Below are 16,376 nucleotides of genomic sequence, written 5' to 3'. Positions count from 1 at the left end.
TGAATATCTACCAAAATGGAATTATCGTGCAGTTCCGACTATTTAGCAGACGCTAATGTTATTAAATTTTCATTCCTTAGAACTAGACAAGTCTGAAAAGGGATATCTAACTAAAATTATGTCATTTTTAGAGGAGCTGGGCATAGACATCATCCTCAGTATTATCCCAAACTGTATCTAGTGATGTTTGACTGGCTTGAAGCCAAAACTCAGCTTCTTCATCAGGTAAAACTGTTACTAATACTTTTGCCCCTTCGGGTAATTCTGATAACTCCAGCAGTTCAATTTTCCCTTGTCGAACAGTAGCCCAAAGTGTTTTTAGCATATCCACCTCATAAACTGTGCTTTATGCAATTTGCAGATTTCTGGTACATTGTCGCACTGAGCGACTAATTACAACCTCACACACATAGATCGAGGAAGTATTTAAGCCTGATTTAGGATCAATTTAACACAATTTCTGGCTGCTGAGTCTCAAACAAAGGACGAGTTACCTGACGCAGTAACACTGTTTCTAAACTGCCTTCTACTACATTTTCTGCTTCTATTTCCAACTCGCCCCACAATAGCCGATCGCCTTCATTTGGCATTTTACCCAAAGTGTGGATCACGAATCCGGCGATTGTTTGGTAAGCTTGGTTTGTCGGCAGGTTTAACCCGAGTTTTTCGTTAACTGCTGTCACTTCCCATACGCCAGAAATTAGTGCAGAATGAGCATCTTTTTGAAGGATAGTTGCCTCGGAAGGTAACAGCAGGGGTTGAGACTCTTTACTGGTAATCCAACCGGTCAGCAGCCGCACGGTACCGTTGAGAATTGCTAGCAGCGGCCACAGTAATTTTGAGCAGAGTTCGAGGGCCGGCATCAGCAGCAAAACGGTTCGTTCTGGGGCGTGGGTTGCTAATACTTTGGGGATTAGTTCTCCTAATACTATTTCTACGTAAGTTACTAAGATAAATGCTGCGGGAACTGCGATCGAATGAGCAGTCAGCACGGCCGGCAAATGACCGATCGGCAATTTGTCGATCCACGGTTCGATCCAGTGTACAGTCGCTCCCTCACCTAACCAACCCAACAGCAAACTCCCTGCTGTTGTGCCAGTTTGAGTCACAGACAAATAATGCGGTATGTTGTTCTGAGCTTGGTGGACGAGTTCGGCGGTTTTAGCGGTTGGGCGATCGTCCAACTGGGCAAGTTGGCGGATTTGATGGCGATCGGCTGATACTAATGCTAGTTCTGACGCCACAAAAAAGGCGATTAAAAGTGTTAAGCCCACCAACATTGCTAATCTCAGCGTTGTTTGAGCGACTTCTATTTCCAGGCAAGTAAGGTTGTTCAAGATAGATATCTAATATGATAGAGGTTTTAGGTTAATTCTTTTATTTTAGCTTGGGATTCAGATAGGTTTATCCCCCCACATTTCGGATATCCCCACTACCCTTATTCGTAGGTGCGCCTAGGCGCACCTTACCCATAGAACTTGTGAACTCTTTCTCTTCTCTTATCCTCCTTCGCAATAATAGGGCTAACGCGAGTTTCATCGGTTCGTTTAAAAAAAATCTAATTCACAACACCGGAACTCATTGCTGTATCAACTCTCCCTTACTCCCCGGAGCGAGTTAATTTCCGTAAAAGTCTGCACCGGATCGGACTTCAACCCGCCTTGAATGTAATTCAACTTCACTTCTTCTAACAAATCCGACAGCAGCGATTGCAATTCACCGAGAGTTTTTTCATCTTGCAATTCCCGCCGCAAACTTTGATTAAATTCTTGGCTGAAATTATCGAGAATTTTTCGACCTTTATCGTCTTCATAAGTAGTAGCTACCACATCCACAGCAGTTTGAGCCAAATAATTCGCTAGCTGTTCCGTCATCTCAGTAGGCAAAATATTAATCGGAGAGAAAGTTTGCAGGATTTGATAGAAATCCGACTGTTTGATTGTTGTTTCCAAATTGTGGTGCAGCAATTCTTCCAAATCCGGTTGCACCTGCGGCAAAACTTTGTAAATTGTCAGATCCAAGATCCGTTTGGTAATTTGTTCGATCGTATTTTCCTGATTGACGTGAAGGTACGGCTGCTGCGCCAGCAACATCTGCGCCGCGTCGCCCTGTTTTATCGAACTTTTAGCTTGATTGATAAACCGCACCATCATGTATTCCGACATCGTATTGGCTAAATAAGCCACCGGTTCGTAGGTAATTTGAGTAAATACGCGATCGAGATTCACCAAACCCGACTTGTGCAGTCGCACCAATACCGGCAGAATCCGCCACCCCTGCCAAATCGGGAGCACCAGAAACACCTCGTACCAGCGCCTCAGCACAAAATCAAACCAAGTTACCCCCGGCTTGCGGCGGGTGTGGAACAGACTTTTAATCAAAAACTCCGCCCCAAAAAAACCGATAAACAACGCATCAATTCGCCAAAACTGGTCAGCGCTTTTCAAATATTCGGGATTTGGCAAACTCGAATCAATGCCTTTAATCGGGTCATAAATTTTAACTAAACCCGGAAAATAGCTCTGATAAACAGGGCGCAACTGCAGGTAACTGAAATGGAAAATTACCAGCAAAAAATTGACCGCCGCTACTAATGCGCTCAGTTTTGCCCAAGAAATTGCTTTTTTGGACAACTTTACATCGGTGCTGTTAACAGTTGTGTTGGAATCTGACATAAAAGTAATTTTCCCAGTTTGCTAATCGATAAATCTATCTTGTGGCCGACGCTAAAAAACTCTTAACCTATTATAATCCCTTGGTGGACAACAAGTATAAGGAAACCAAATGCCGTGAACTTAAAAACAGTCATATCGCTGCTCAAACAAACTTTTACTGAATGGCAAGAAGATAAAGCGCCAACCCTAGCCGCGGCCCTAGCCTATTACACAGTCTTCTCCCTCGCCCCGCTGCTAATTATCGTAATTGCGATCGCCGGTTTAGTCTTTGGTCCAGACGCAGCCCAAGGTCAAATCGTCGCCCAACTCCAAAGTTTAATCGGCAAAGATGGTGCCCAAACCGTCCAAGAACTAATCCTCAAAGCCTCCGAACCAAAGTCGGGAATGATTGCTACTCTAGTCGGCATCGCTACACTTTTGTGGGGTGCTTCCAACGTGTTTACTAATCTTAAAGAAGCCCTCAATACTATTTGGAATGTTTCACCTCCTCCAGGACGCGGAATCTGGGGATTTTTGCAAGACCGCGTATTGTCTTTTGCGATGATTTTAGGCATAGGATTTCTCCTGCTAGTATCTTTAGTAATTAGCGCAGTTTTAGCAGCGGTTAGCTATTGGTTGAACGGCTGGCTGCAATTACCAATCAACATTTGGCAGATTGTGGACTTTGCTCTCTCCTTTGGCGTAGTTACGCTGCTTTTTGCCTTAATTTACAAACTTTTGCCCGATGTCAATCTTGCCTGGAATGATGTTTGGATCGGTGCCGCCATCACCTCAGTGCTGTTTACGATCGGCAAATCCATAATTGGAGTTTACCTCGGAGGTAGCGGTATCGCCTCTACCTACGGTGCTGCGGGATCGTTCGTGATTATCCTGCTTTGGATTAATTATTCCGCTCAAATTCTCTTCTTAGGTGCCGAGTTTACCCAAGTTTGGGCTAACCGATACGGCTCCAGAATGCCAGGTTCGCGAAACAATATCCTCAACAGCGAAAACGGGGAATCAGTAGCGCGCAAACAGCGGAAGAAATCTTAACATTAGACAAACGGGAAATTTGAGGTTAAACTCGCACTCCTAGTTTGACAGAAGAAGGCAGAAGGAAGAGGGAAAAAGGCAGAAGGCGGAAGGAAAGAAAAATTTTGAATGCAATAATTTTGCTTTTTTTTTCGCTTGCCCTGTAACATTGAGTCTTCGGGACGACCGACTTCTGCTTTCTCAAAAGCCCTACTTATTTATCCAGAGGCGTAAAATTCTACCGTCGGCTGACCTCGCATCTCTAGCAGCAAGCTGAAAGCAGGCTCTAGTTAGATATTGCTAGGAGGTGCGAGTTTGACACCGGGCAGAATACGGAAAATTATTCCCTTCACCCTCGTTCATTTATATTTAGATTATCTAGAGTTTGAGCTGCTGCACGTCTCTGCCAGCAGAAGGAACTCGTCTTTCAATTTTCCCCTACAACTTATCCCTGAAGGATGATTGATCGCTCCCGAATTTTGACTTTAATAAAAATGAGCTAGAAGATGCGAGTCCCGGCGCCGCAGCCAAAATTACACTTTCAATCTTCTCCTGAAATATTTGTAATTTTTGGTAAACAATCATGATTTCATTTACTAAAAAACGCATCGCTCTCATCTCCGTACACGGCGATCCCTCTGTGGAAATTGGCAAAGAAGAAGCGGGCGGGCAAAATGTTTACGTGCGTCAAGTAGGGGAAGCTCTGGCTAAACAGGGGTGGCAAGTTGATATGTTCACCCGCTCATCCGATCGGCAACAAGCAAGCATTGTACAGCACAGTCCCAATTGCCGGACAATTCGGCTAGTAGCAGGGCCGCAAGAATTTATTCCTCGCGACGAAATTTATGAATATTTACCAATCTTTGTTCAAGAATTTCAGAAGTTTCAGTTAGAGTCAGGCTTTGAATATCCCTTAGTTCACACAAATTACTGGCTGTCTTCTTGGGTGGGGATGGAGTTGAAAAAATCGCAACCCCTGCTGCTAGTTCACACTTACCATTCTTTGGCAGCAGTTAAATACAAGTCGGTTTCGACAATTCCCAGGATTGCCAAAACGAGGCTGCAAGTAGAAAAAACACTTCTGGAAACAGCCGATCGCGTGGTGGCTACCAGTCCCCAAGAAAAAGAACACATGAGGTCTCTGATTTCCTCAAAAGGCAATATTGACATCATTTCCTGCGGCACCGACATTGAAAGGTTCGGCTCGATCGCCCGATCGACCGCCCGCCGCGAGTTGGGAATAGCCCCCGAAACCAAAGTCGTGTTGTACGTCGGCAGTTTCGACCCCCGATCGGGCATCGAAACCTTAGTCCGCGCCGTCAGTCTGTCGGCCGTGTCCAAAGCCGATTTAAAACTCGTAATTGGCGGCCGGTGGCGTGCGGGGGAAAGCGACGGCAAAGAGCGCGATCGTATCGGCAGCATCGTTGAAGAACTCGGTATTAGCGACATTACCATTTTTCCCGGCGCCTTGAGCCGAGAACTTCTCCCCGCCTACTACGCCGCCGCCGATGTGTGCGTCATTCCCAGCCACTACGAACCCTTCGGTTTAGTGGCCCTTGAAGCGATGGCCTGCGGCACGCCCGTAATCGCCTCCGACGTGGGAGGGCTGAAATATACTGTAGTGCCGCAAGAAACAGGTTTGCTGGCGCCGCCGAAAAATGAAGCAGCCTTTGCCGATGCGATCGATCGCTTGTTAGTTGACTCAGTATGGCGCCAGCAACTCGGACACAGAGGCCGCCAGCGCGTCGAAACCTATTTCAGTTGGGACGGTATCGCCTCCCAACTCAGTCAACTTTACACTCAACTGCTCGAACAATCGGCCCTTGAGCTTGACCCCGTGAGCGCTTAGTAGTATCACTTAGTATAGTTGAAGCCAGTTTCCCTCGATCCCTGTTGCACTCATCCGTTCTAACTGGGAACCTTCAACTATAAGTGATATCAGGAGGTACTATTGTACGCGCCAGAACATCTGGGAAGCCATCTGCAACCCATTTCAGACATCGAGCTAATTCGCCTGTGGGTGGAGCGCAAATCCCCCCGCAGCAAGCGCTTTAGCTCGCAGGCGGCCAACCGTTTTCGGCTGTTTGTAGCAAAACCGCTGGCAGAAGTGACTCTGACTGATGTCGAGACTTTCGCTGCAGCAATGAGATCTCGAAAACTTCCACCCGGTTTCTACAAGCAAACTTTGCTAGCGCTGAAATCGCTGTTCGCCTTCGGCCAGCAAACGGGAATCTTGCCCGCAGCCATCCCCCTGCACGGGTGGCCGATGCGGCAGCGCAGGCAACTGTCCAAACGCCTCCGTTTTAGAATTTCTTGGACTTTGTTAATCTGTTTGTGCTTTTTCTTAGGTCGAATGACGCCGAGGCTGCTGTGGGCACAATCGGTCTCGCCAGAAAGCTCGCCCGCCTCGAAACGCCTGCCGGAAGTTGCGGCGATCGATTCACCAGACAAAGGAGAGGATAACATTGAGCGCGATCGATCGCCCGAAACCACAACTCTGAATTCACCAGAGCCCATACAGGATAAAAGACTCGATAGCATCGGTCCCGAACGTCGAGTGAAAGCCTTTCTCGACACGATTGCCACCGCCGAAGGAACCGCTAGCCCCGACGGCTACCGCACCCAGTACACCGGCACGAAATTTGTCAGCTTTCAAGATCATCCCAGGGAAATGAGGTGCGGCCGCCGCTACGGCAAAAAACTCTGTTCCGACGCAGCGGGGCGATATCAGTTTCTGAGCACAACTTGGGACAGATTTGCCAAAAAATTTGGCGTCCGCGATTTCAGCCCAGAAAATCAAGATTTGATGGCTATAGAGTTAATCCGAGAAAAAGGTGCATTAGAAGATATAGAAGCGGGTCGATTGGAGTCAGCAGTGAGAAAACTCGCTTACATCTGGCCTTCTTTTCGCCGTTATGGCGGTTCTGTAGAATCCTCTATGCCCACACTCGAAGCAATGTACCTGCAAAATTTGGGGATTTACCGGCAAGGATTGGTTGTTAGCAATTAGTCAACTGTTCAAGGACGAGTGGAGATTCGAGTTTGGGAATTTTGGATTAAATTTTGACATCCAAAATTGAAAATGGGGCCGTTATGGGTGATGTCTATTCTTCAGAAATTTAAAAATTAGGCTAATTTTCCATCTTCCATGTGAAGGATGCGATCGGCAATATCCAAAATTCGGTTATCGTGGGTTACTAACAAAATAGTACAGCCCTGTTCTTTGGCTAGTTGCTGCATCAAATTCACCACTTCGCGACCGGATTTGCTGTCCAGCGCGGCTGTCGGTTCGTCAGCCAAAACAATTTGCGGTTGACTTACCAAAGCGCGGGCGATCGCAACTCTTTGTTTCTGTCCTCCCGACAAGTCATCTGGATAATAGTTAATCCGCTGTTCCAGTCCTACTAACTCTAGCATTTTTGCAGAGCGATCGCGCATTTGGGAACGCGACAAATTGCCATGAACTTCCAAACCCATCTGCACGTTTTGCAGCGCCGTCAAACTGCGGTGCAAGTTGTGCGCCTGAAAAATATAGCCTATTTTGCGCCGCGCCTTTACCAATTGGTCTGCACTCGCTTTGCACATTTCTTGACCGAGAATCTTGAGACTTCCCGATTGACCGGATCTCAGCCCGCCAATCAAAGTCAAAAGCGTAGTTTTTCCAGAACCGGAAGGCCCCGTCATCAGCACTATTTTACCTGCATTAATTTCGAGATTAATGTCAAAAAGTACCTGTTTTCGCAGTTGACCTAGACCGAAGTAGTGGTCTAGTTGGTGCAGAGAAATTACCGGATCAGAAATCGGTAATTTGTTAGTTGTCGTGCTGATATTAGTGGATTTCCTAAGTTAAAAGTGAGGTTGGTAGTGATGACTAAAGTCCTCAATCAACATTTATCTGCGTTAATCTGCGTATATCCGCTACCATCTGCGGTAAAAATTCCCAACTATGCCATCTGCAGTAAAAATTCCAACGTAACTAACTGAGCAATTTCTTCCGTTGGAAAACCTAAAGCCATTGGTTTTTGCGCTGCGGGAATTATTTGCACGTCATAGAGTAATGATTTGGTTATTTTTATCTACTGCGATATCGTGAATGTCGATATCTCCTGTAGTATAGCCGATTCTTGGAATATATAGGCGATCGTAACCTGGATGTTCCCCACCCGCAGCTAGCACATTGTCTAGCCAAAGTTGATATTTTGAGCTTAAATAGAGGGGTTCGTACAGTAAAGCCCCATTGTGCGATCGAAGATTCGCCAAACAGCCTAGATTCTGTTGGTTTCTGGCTGAGCACCTATGTTTTGCTCGCATTGAGAAAATCCGAGAATTAATCACCGCACCCAGCCGCCAACCGCTCCCTTTCCCTCCGGTGCGATCGTCATTGTTGAACACCAATGGATTAATATTTACAAAATCTTTTAAGATCATTTAAATTTCATTAATTTAAGTAAACAAATCACTATTGATTTTGTAGTAAATGCTTGAATAGCAGTATAGGATAATTATTTACTGAGTCGGCAAAAGTTGTGAAAGATTGGATAAAATTATCATCCGGTAAGCAAAAAGTTTTGCCGTGAATGAGTTAGAACTTACGCACTAATCCGAGATTTCGTTGTTCTCGGCTTTTGGTATCACCAAAAGCCTCATCTCTTGTTGGTAATTGCGCTGAATGCCTAAGTCCTAGAATTAACAAAAACCAATAAGGTGATTAGCATGAACAAGGAAATCATTTTCGTTGACTCCTCTGTACAAGATTATCAAAGCCTGATTCAAAATGTCAATTCCGCTGAAATTGTCCTTTTAAATGAAAATTCGAGCGCGATCGCACAAATTACTCAAGCCTTGGCAGATCAAAAAGATCTTGCAGCCGTGCACATCCTTTCCCACGGTAGCGAAGGTAGTTTAAAACTCGGTGCTGACATACTTAATGGGAACAACCTAGAAAATTGCAGCAGTCAGATAAAACAGTGGGGAAATGCCCTAACTGAAAACGGCGATATCCTATTTTATGGATGCAATGTCGCCGCAGGAGAAACTGGCCTCAATTTTGTCAAGCATCTCAGCGAAATAACAGGCGCAGATGTAGCAGCTTCTAATAACATAACGGGTTCTGCGGCCTTTGGCGGCGACGTGGAGCTAGAAGTGAAAGTTGGGGAAATTGAAACCCAACCCCTGAATTTTGCCAATTATAACTACACTTTAGCCGGACTCACTGGCACCGCAGATAGCAAAAGCATCAATTTTAGTGCTACCCCTACTTCCACCGCGATCGATGTTTTAGCGAACGATACGGGAACCGGCAGACTCAGTGTTGATAGTATCGTCACCGGCCCTGCCCACGGCACCGCGACTATTGGTGATTCGATCTATGTCGCTGGCGGCTACCGTATCCGCGACCTGCCTCGCACCGGCCTTATCAAGTTAAACTCTGACGGGGCTGTTGATACTGCCTTTAACCCAAATGGGTATACGTATAGTGAGGTCAATGTGATCGCTCTCGATAGCAGTGGCAACCTCTATGTCGGTAGTCGCGGATACATTGCGAAGTTAAACCCGACGACTGGGGTTGCTGATACTACCTTTAACCCAAATCCGAATGGTTATCGTGTCTCTGCGATCGCCATTGATAGCAGTGGCAACCTCATAGTTGGTGGCAACTTCACCAGCATCGGCGGCCAAACTCGCAACAACATTGCGAAGTTAAACCCGACGACTGGGGCTGCTGATACTACCTTTAACCCGAATGCGAACCAAAATAGGCCAGCTCCGGGGACACCTTATGATAGGTATGGGAATCATGTCTCTGCGATCGCCATCGATAGCAGTGGCAACCTCATAGTCGGTGGCGACTTCAACACCATCGGCGACCAAACTCGCAATTACATTGCGAAGTTAAACCCGACGACTGGGGCTGCTGATACTACCTTTAACCCAAATGCGAGTGGTTATGTCCATGCGATCGCCATCGATAGCAGTGGCAACCTCATAGTCAGTGGCGACTTCAACACCATCGGCGGCCAAACTCGCAATGTAGTTGCGAAGTTAGACCCGACGACTGGGGCTGCTGATACTACCTTTAACGCAAATGCGGATGGTTATTTCAGTAATGTGCATGGTTATGTCTATGCGATCGCCATCGATAGCAGTGGCAACCCTTATGTCGGTAGCTGGTTCTCGGAGGCCGGGCAAAAGAGCATTGTGAAGTTAGACCCGACGACTGCGGTTGCTGATACTACCTTTAACCCAAAGCCGAACACTTCCGGCGGGTTTATGAATTCTGCTCGAATCAATGCGATCGCTATTGATAGCAGTGGCAACCTCATAGTTGGTGGCTACTTCAACACCATCGGCGGTCAAACTCGCAACCATATTGCGAAGTTAAACCCGACGACTGGGGCTGCTGATACTACCTTTAACCTAGATCTGGATGCTCCGGGTATGGTCGGTGCGATCGCGATCGACCCGAAAAGAAACATCCTTTACACCCCCAACGCCAACTTCAACGGCGTAGACACCTTCACCTACACCGCCAAAGACAGTAGCGGTGTCAGCACTCCCATCACCGTCACCGTCAACGTCAACGTCAACCACTCCCCCGTATTAGATAACAGCGGCACCCCCGCCCTCACCGCCATCAACCAAGGAGACAGCACCAGTACCGGCACACCAATTAGCACAATTATCGCGAATCTGGGGGGAACAAAAATCACCGACAGTGACACCGATGCCAAACAAGGCATCGCGATCACCAACTTAGACACAACTAACGGCACTTGGCAATACACCACCGACGGCACTACCTGGATAGATGCCCCCTGGCAAAATGCCCTCTGGCAAAATGCCCCCGACCGCACTGTGATCTCCAGAGTTAGTGCCACAAAAGCCTTACTTCTGGCCAGTGATGCCAACACCAAAATCCGGTTTGTCCCCAATGCCAGTTACAATGGCACAGTTAATAACGCCATTACCTTCAAAGCTTGGGACCAAATCACCGGCACTAACGGAGGCACAGCAGACGTAACAGCAGACTTAACTGCCAACGGTACATCAAGCGTTTTCAGCACCGCCAACGAAACCGCCAATATTACCGTCAACCCCGCCCCCGCACCCGCCATCACCAGTGTCAGCGCACCCACCAATAGCACCTATGGAGTTGGACAAAACCTGGACTTTACCGTTACCTTCAACGAACCGGTAACCATCACTGGCGGTGCCAACTTACCGATTACCCTAGATACTGGTGGCACTGTCAACGCTACCCTCAACGGTACAGGAGCCTCTGCCACCACCCATACCTTCCGCTATACTGTTGCTTCTGGCAACCTAGATACCGACGGCATCACAGTTGGTACGGCCTTAACTTTACCCACGGATGCTACCATTCAAAATGCCACCAATGCCAACGCGATCCTAACTTTAAATAGCGTCGGTAGCACCACAGGTGTATTAGTCGATGGGGTTGCTCCCATCGTCACCATAAGTCCTGTTGCTGATATTACGACAGCCGGAGGAACCAGTCAAAGTTTGACAGTTACTTTCAGCGATAATAATGCTGTCGATGTTTCAAGTTTGGACAGTTCTGATATTTTGATAAATTGGTCTGGCGGTGACATTCCTGCAAAATTTGTCAGTGTCGATACTAATAGTAATGGTACGCCTCGGACAGCCAATTATTCGTTTATTCCGCCTGGGGAAAGTTGGGATAATACTGACAATGGAACTTATACTGTTAAGTTGCAAGAAAGTCAAGTTAAAGATAGTCTTGGCAATTTCAATGTTGCTGGTAGTTTAGGGACTTTTAACGTTAATATTGCGGTGCCGGTTCCCAAACCAACCCCAATTCCAATTCCACCGGTAACACCGACACCAACGGTGACACCAACTCCCACAGAAACACCGACAACACCAACAGAAACACCGACACCAACACCAACGAAAACGCCGACACCGACACCCATAACGATCGCAATTAATACACCACCCGTCGGTAATATCGATCGCGGTGAACCAACTAATTTGCCACAAAATCAAGAAGTAAATGGCAACTATCTACTGACTGACGAAGATGATACCAGTATCCCACAATCAGCCTTTGGCAAACCGATATTCGCGTTATCAGGTAATGATAACTTGACGGGAAGTGACGAGAATGACACCATCTATGGCAACCAAGGTGCTGATACCATTGATGGTGGTAATGGGAACGATAACTTGTTTGGGGGTAAAGAATCGGATCAATTGTCTGGTGGTAATGGTGATGACTTCTTGAGTGGAAATAATGACAATGATACTCTCACTGGTGGCAATGATAATGATCTCTTACACGGCGGGAAGGGAAATGATGTCTTGATTGGTGGGAATGGGAATGATGAGTTATGGGCAGATAAAGGTTTCGATGTACTCACCGGTGGCTTGGGCAATGATACCTTTGTATTACAATATACGGCTACTAACCCATCTCAAGCTGATGTGATTACTGACTTCACTTCCGACGATAAAATCAAGTTGATTGGTGCCACTTTCAGTCAACTAACCTTTGAGTCGGTTAATGTCATCTTAGATGGGGTGATGCCTCTAACTGCAACGGCGATCAAATCGGGGAATGACTACTTGGGATTGGTTTATAATGTGAATCCAACTGCTTTTAAGAGTGGCTCTTTCTTGTAAGATTGCTGGGGAAGAAACTATAGGCTAGGCCATCACAGGGAGGCGATCGCACTAACCGGAGGTTTGAGCTTTGGCCAGTTAGCAATCACTCAAAATAATCAGGGAACAATTATTAAAAACCTCTTGACAGGGGAGGAGTTAGGTGTTAGAATTGTAGTGAGTGCGAATCTTCAAATATCGGCAAACTTTCGGCTTTAGGGTTTGACCTCCAAAATTGAAAATGGGGTAGTTATGGGTGATGTCTATTCTTCAGAAATTTAAAAATTAGGCTAATTTTCCATCTTCCATGTGAACGATGCGATCGGCAATATCCAAAATTCGGTTATCGTGGGTTACTAACAAAATAGTACAACCCTGTTCTTTGGCAAGTTGCTGCATCAAATTCACCACTTCGCGACCGGATTTGCTGTCCAGCGCGGCTGTCGGTTCGTCAGCTAAAACAATTTGCGGTTGACTGACCAAAGCGCGGGCGATCGCAACTCTTTGTTTTTGTCCTCCCGACAAGTCATCTGGATAGTAGTTAATCCGCTGTTCCAGTCCTACTAACTCTAGCATTTTTGCAGAGCGATCGCCCATTTGGGAACGCGACAAATTCCCGTGAACTTCCAAACCCATCTGCACGTTTTGCAGCGCCGTCAAACTGCGGTGCAAGTTGTGCGCCTGAAAAATATAGCCTATTTTGCGCCGCGCCTTTACCAATTGGTCTGCACTCGCTTTGCACATTTCTTGACCGAGAATCTTGAGACTTCCCGATTGACCGGATCTCAGCCCGCCAATCAAAGTTAAAAGCGTGGTTTTTCCAGAACCGGAAGGCCCCGTCATCAGCACGATTTCACCTGCATTAATTTCGAGATTAATGTCAAAAAGTACCTGTTTTCGCAGTTGACCTTGACCGAAGTAGTGGTCGAGTTGGTGCGCGGAAATTATAGGTGCAGGAATCTGTAATGTGTTGGTTGTTGGGTGGAAAGTAGTAGAGTTCATAACTTATTGGTTTGAGGTTTTAGATTTAATAATCAATTGCTTTAGTCGCCAAAAACGCAGAGCCCAAAGAAGAGAATGATTTTCCAGAAAATCGGTTTTTAGTCAAAAATTTATACAAATCAAGCTTTAATACCCCTTGCTTTTTTAGTTTCTCTATGCTCGAACTTCGTTTGTGTAGGATGGGGTTTTAACCAGTCTTCTAAAGGGGTTTGTCGCCCAGCTTTAGTGTATTTCCGACTCTATTCTTCATTTCCCCTTAAAACATATCTGCCGGGTCGGCTGCTTGCAGCTTGCGAGTGGCAATTGCTCCTGAAATAGTGCACATAATTACGTTCAAAAGTAATACTATAAATGCTCTAAGCAGCGTCATATAAAGGGGTAAATTTGTGGCTTTGCGAGTTAAAGAGTAAAGCCCGAAAGAGACTCCTACTCCGGGCAAAAAGCCGAGGACGGAAAGAATTAGAGCTTCTTCAAAAACGATGCCGAGTAAATAAACATTGCGGTAGCCCATCGCTTTAAAAGTAGCGTATTCTCCCATGTGGTCGCTGACATCGGTTGAGAGAACTTGATAAACAATAATCACACCAACTACAAAACCCATCGCGACGCCTAAATTAAATACAAAGCCGATCGCAGTATTCTTAGCCCAATAGTTTTTCTCAAAATCGATAAATTCTTGTTTGGTTAGTACCTTGACATCCGGCGGTAAATATGCTTTCAAAACTTGTTGAACTTCCACGGGGTCAGCACCCGGTTGCAGTTGAATTAATCCGGCATTAACACTCGCGGCGTTTTGTCTGGGAAACAGGCGCAGGTAATTTTGATCGCTAGTCATCAAAATACCGTCGGCGGCAAAAGATGCTCCAACTGTGAATAAACCGCTGACGTTAATCGTGCGTCGCTCGACCTCAGCTTTAACTGCTTTTCCTTCAGCGATTTGCGCGATCGTTCCTTGGTACTCTCCCCTAGAAGCTCGATCGAACAACACAGTATCCGGCAATTTAATCGCGCTCAAATTTTGGTTGACTTCTGGAAGCGCAAACGCAGGGCGATCCGGATTGAAACCCACAACCATCAGCGACGTTTCGCGCCGAGTTTCGGGATTTTTCCAGTTAGCAATTTTCACGTAAAGAGGCTCGGCTGATTTCACGCCCGGTACGTTCATTGCTTGATACAATCTGCGCCTGGGGAAGGAAGACAAATTAATCAAATTGCGCGCTTGGGGGTGAATCAAAACTAAGTCTGTTTGCAAGGTTTGATGCAGCCGCGTATTGCTGGTGTAAAGGGCATTTTGAAAGCCTAGCTGCATGAACATCAAAACGTCAGCAAAGGCAATTCCTGCTACTGCAACCAGCATTCGCCCTTTGTCGTGACTCAGTTGCAGCCATCCGAGGGGAGTTCTGCGTCTTAACTGTTCTAAGGGTTTTATTAGTCCAATCATAGGATTTTAGATTTTAGATTTTGGATTTTGGATTGAAGAAAGCGACTCTGCGGTTTAAGACTTTTTAATCTTTAATTTCCCGCTCAATCGATTTTAGATTTTAGATTTTGGATTTTGGATTGAAGAAAGCGACTCTGCGGTTTAAGACTTCTTAATCTTTAATTTCTCCGATCGCCACTTTGACTTGCAAATTGGTTAATCCCGCTACTTTCTGGCTGGAAGCTTCATCTAAGCGCACTTTTACTTCCACAATTCGACCATCAATATTCGCAGAAGGATCGGTGTTAACAATGTTTTGCCGCTGCACTTGCAAACCAATATGTTCGACAGTTCCCCGCAATTCGCCGGTCAAAGCATCGCTAGTAATTTTGGCGGTTTGTCCGAGGCGTACTTTGTCCACATCGCTTTCGTAGATTTCCGCAACAGCCAGCATCTCGCGAGTTTGTCCCAGTTCGACAATGCCGTCGTTTCCCACCCTTTCCCCCGGATGCGTGTGAATTTTCAGGACTTGGGCGTCTCTGGGAGCACGGATGTAAGCTAGATCCAGATTGGCTTTGGCTTGTTTGGCTGCTGAAGCGGCGGAACTAACTTCGGCGGCGGCTGCTGCTATGTCAACGGGACGCACTTCGGCGATGCGATCGAGATTTGCAGCGGCTTCATTAATCTGCTGTTGTCGAGATTCCTGAATTTGGCTGAGTTTGGCTTGGGCTTCGTTAATTTGTTGTTGGCGAGATTGCTGAATTTGATTCAATTTGGCTTGGGCTTCGTTAATCTGCTGTTGGCGGGATTCCTGAATTTGATTCAGTTTTGCCTTTCCTTCGTTGAGTTGCTGTTGAGTTGTTTCGGCGGCGAGGCTTTTGCTGTCGCTAGTTGAGGCGGAAATTGCTCCCTGTTCATAGAGTTGGGAGTAGCGCCGATCCTCGCTTCTGGCGTTGCGGAGTTCGGCTTGTAGGCGGGCAATTGCGGCTTTTTGAGTTTGAATTTCCCCTTGCTGTTCTGCCCTCAAGCGAGCAATTGTGGCTTGTTGCGCTGCGATTTCGGTGCTGCGATCGACTTCTAGCCGGCTGACGATCGCCTGTTGCGCTGCGATCTCGTTGCTGCGATCGGCTGATAAACGGCTAATAGTCGCTTTTTGGGCTTGAATTTCGCCATTTTTAGCTCCTGCTTTCACTTTTGCTAGATTTGCCTCGGCGACGCGCACTTGTTCTTGAGCTTGGTCGAGGGCGGCTTGCAGGCGATCGCGGCTGTCCAAAATTGCGATCGCTTGGCCTGTTTTCACCCTGTCTCCCTCTTTGACTAAGAGTCGATCGATCCGGTTTCCTTCCGCCGTACCGGAAGCGGAGACTTTAATTACTTCTCCTCTGGGTTCCAGTCGCCCCAAGGCTGTAACTGTGCTTAATTGCGATGCTGCGACGGCTGCTGCTGCGGCTACTGCGTTGGGATCGGGTATGCGCGATCGCCAGATCCTGTAGCCTGTTCCCCCAGCAGCCACGGTTGCTACTGCTGCCACAACTAGGAGTTGTTTAACTAGGGATGGATTTGAGGATAAGCCGTCCGCTGTTGCTCGGTGTACCATGACACACCTCATCTTTTAGGTTGAT

12 protein-coding genes are annotated in these 16,376 nt (G+C 46.7%); 4 read left to right on the top strand and 8 right to left on the bottom strand.

Going from position 1 to position 16,376, the window contains the following annotated elements:
- Positions 1 to 127: 127 nt before the first annotated feature.
- The 3 genes from QUA20_RS09480 to QUA20_RS09470 form a co-directional block, all read right to left on the bottom strand.
- Entirely contained in the window at positions 128 to 325 is a 198-nt protein-coding gene (locus tag QUA20_RS09480) for a hypothetical protein (protein ID WP_006633633.1), read from the bottom strand.
- 118 nt (positions 326 to 443) lie between these two features.
- Positions 444 to 1,337, bottom strand: a complete 894-nt coding sequence (locus QUA20_RS09475) for a CNNM domain-containing protein (RefSeq protein WP_333188061.1) — start codon at positions 1,335 to 1,337, stop codon at positions 444 to 446.
- Between the two features lie 252 nt (positions 1,338 to 1,589).
- The gene (locus QUA20_RS09470; RefSeq protein ID WP_333188058.1) at positions 1,590 to 2,675 is read right to left on the bottom strand and encodes a hypothetical protein; all 1,086 of its coding nucleotides are present in this window, start codon (positions 2,673 to 2,675) and stop codon (positions 1,590 to 1,592) included.
- Positions 2,676 to 2,789: 114 nt separating this feature from the next.
- Between QUA20_RS09470 and QUA20_RS09465 the strand changes: the two genes are divergently transcribed.
- The 3 genes from QUA20_RS09465 to QUA20_RS09455 all read left to right on the top strand — a co-directional run bounded on the left by QUA20_RS09465 (position 2,790) and on the right by QUA20_RS09455 (position 6,696).
- Positions 2,790 to 3,707, top strand: coding sequence for a YihY/virulence factor BrkB family protein (locus QUA20_RS09465; RefSeq protein ID WP_333188055.1), 918 nt, complete (start codon positions 2,790 to 2,792; stop codon positions 3,705 to 3,707).
- 562 nt (positions 3,708 to 4,269) lie between these two features.
- Positions 4,270 to 5,535, top strand: a complete 1,266-nt coding sequence (locus QUA20_RS09460) for a glycosyltransferase family 1 protein (RefSeq protein ID WP_333188053.1) — start codon at positions 4,270 to 4,272, stop codon at positions 5,533 to 5,535.
- Between the two features lie 102 nt (positions 5,536 to 5,637).
- Entirely contained in the window at positions 5,638 to 6,696 is a 1,059-nt protein-coding gene (locus QUA20_RS09455) for a glycoside hydrolase family 104 protein (protein WP_333188051.1), read from the top strand.
- A 116-nt stretch (positions 6,697 to 6,812) separates the two neighbouring features.
- Here QUA20_RS09455 and QUA20_RS09450 read toward each other — a convergent pair whose 3' ends face one another.
- Positions 6,813 to 7,514, bottom strand: coding sequence for a DevA family ABC transporter ATP-binding protein (locus tag QUA20_RS09450; protein WP_445304656.1), 702 nt, complete (start codon positions 7,512 to 7,514; stop codon positions 6,813 to 6,815).
- 219 nt (positions 7,515 to 7,733) lie between these two features.
- A complete protein-coding gene (locus tag QUA20_RS09445; protein WP_333188048.1) occupies positions 7,734 to 8,114 on the bottom strand; it encodes a DUF4915 domain-containing protein in 381 nt (126 codons plus the stop codon).
- Between the two features lie 285 nt (positions 8,115 to 8,399).
- Here QUA20_RS09445 and QUA20_RS09440 point away from each other — a divergent pair, with 285 nt between their 5' ends.
- Entirely contained in the window at positions 8,400 to 12,353 is a 3,954-nt protein-coding gene (locus tag QUA20_RS09440; RefSeq protein ID WP_333188045.1) for a DUF4347 domain-containing protein, read from the top strand.
- Positions 12,354 to 12,617: 264 nt separating this feature from the next.
- Here QUA20_RS09440 and QUA20_RS09435 read toward each other — a convergent pair whose 3' ends face one another.
- The 3 genes from QUA20_RS09435 to QUA20_RS09425 form a co-directional block, all read right to left on the bottom strand.
- Entirely contained in the window at positions 12,618 to 13,334 is a 717-nt protein-coding gene (locus QUA20_RS09435) for a DevA family ABC transporter ATP-binding protein (protein WP_333188043.1), read from the bottom strand.
- Between the two features lie 256 nt (positions 13,335 to 13,590).
- Positions 13,591 to 14,775 (bottom strand): ABC transporter permease DevC, encoded by a 1,185-nt coding sequence (gene devC / locus QUA20_RS09430; protein ID WP_333188041.1) that lies wholly within the window; start codon positions 14,773 to 14,775, stop codon positions 13,591 to 13,593.
- Positions 14,776 to 14,926: 151 nt separating this feature from the next.
- Positions 14,927 to 16,351 (bottom strand): HlyD family efflux transporter periplasmic adaptor subunit, encoded by a 1,425-nt coding sequence (locus tag QUA20_RS09425; RefSeq protein ID WP_333188038.1) that lies wholly within the window; start codon positions 16,349 to 16,351, stop codon positions 14,927 to 14,929.
- Between the last annotated feature and the right edge of the window lie 25 nt (positions 16,352 to 16,376).

This window comes from Microcoleus sp. Pol7_A1 (genome assembly GCF_036701085.1).
GTDB classification, from domain to species: Bacteria; Cyanobacteriota; Cyanobacteriia; order Cyanobacteriales; family Microcoleaceae; genus Microcoleus; species Microcoleus asticus.
This window is presented reverse-complemented; position numbering and strand designations above follow the sequence as displayed.

Bases quoted from the DNA above. Each gene is read 5' to 3' on its own strand.
- QUA20_RS09445 (WP_333188048.1), bottom strand. From the start codon at position 8,114: ATGATCTTAAAAGATTTTGTAAATATTAATCCATTGGTGTTCAACAAT.
- QUA20_RS09440 (WP_333188045.1), top strand. From the start codon at position 8,400: ATGAACAAGGAAATCATTTTCGTTGACTCCTCTGTACAAGATTATCAA.
- QUA20_RS09425 (WP_333188038.1), bottom strand. From the start codon at position 16,351: ATGGTACACCGAGCAACAGCGGACGGCTTATCCTCAAATCCATCCCTA.
- devC (WP_333188041.1), bottom strand. From the start codon at position 14,775: ATGATTGGACTAATAAAACCCTTAGAACAGTTAAGACGCAGAACTCCC.
- QUA20_RS09480 (WP_006633633.1), bottom strand. From the start codon at position 325: ATGCTAAAAACACTTTGGGCTACTGTTCGACAAGGGAAAATTGAACTG.
- QUA20_RS09470 (WP_333188058.1), bottom strand. From the start codon at position 2,675: ATGTCAGATTCCAACACAACTGTTAACAGCACCGATGTAAAGTTGTCC.
- QUA20_RS09435 (WP_333188043.1), bottom strand. From the start codon at position 13,334: ATGAACTCTACTACTTTCCACCCAACAACCAACACATTACAGATTCCT.
- QUA20_RS09460 (WP_333188053.1), top strand. From the start codon at position 4,270: ATGATTTCATTTACTAAAAAACGCATCGCTCTCATCTCCGTACACGGC.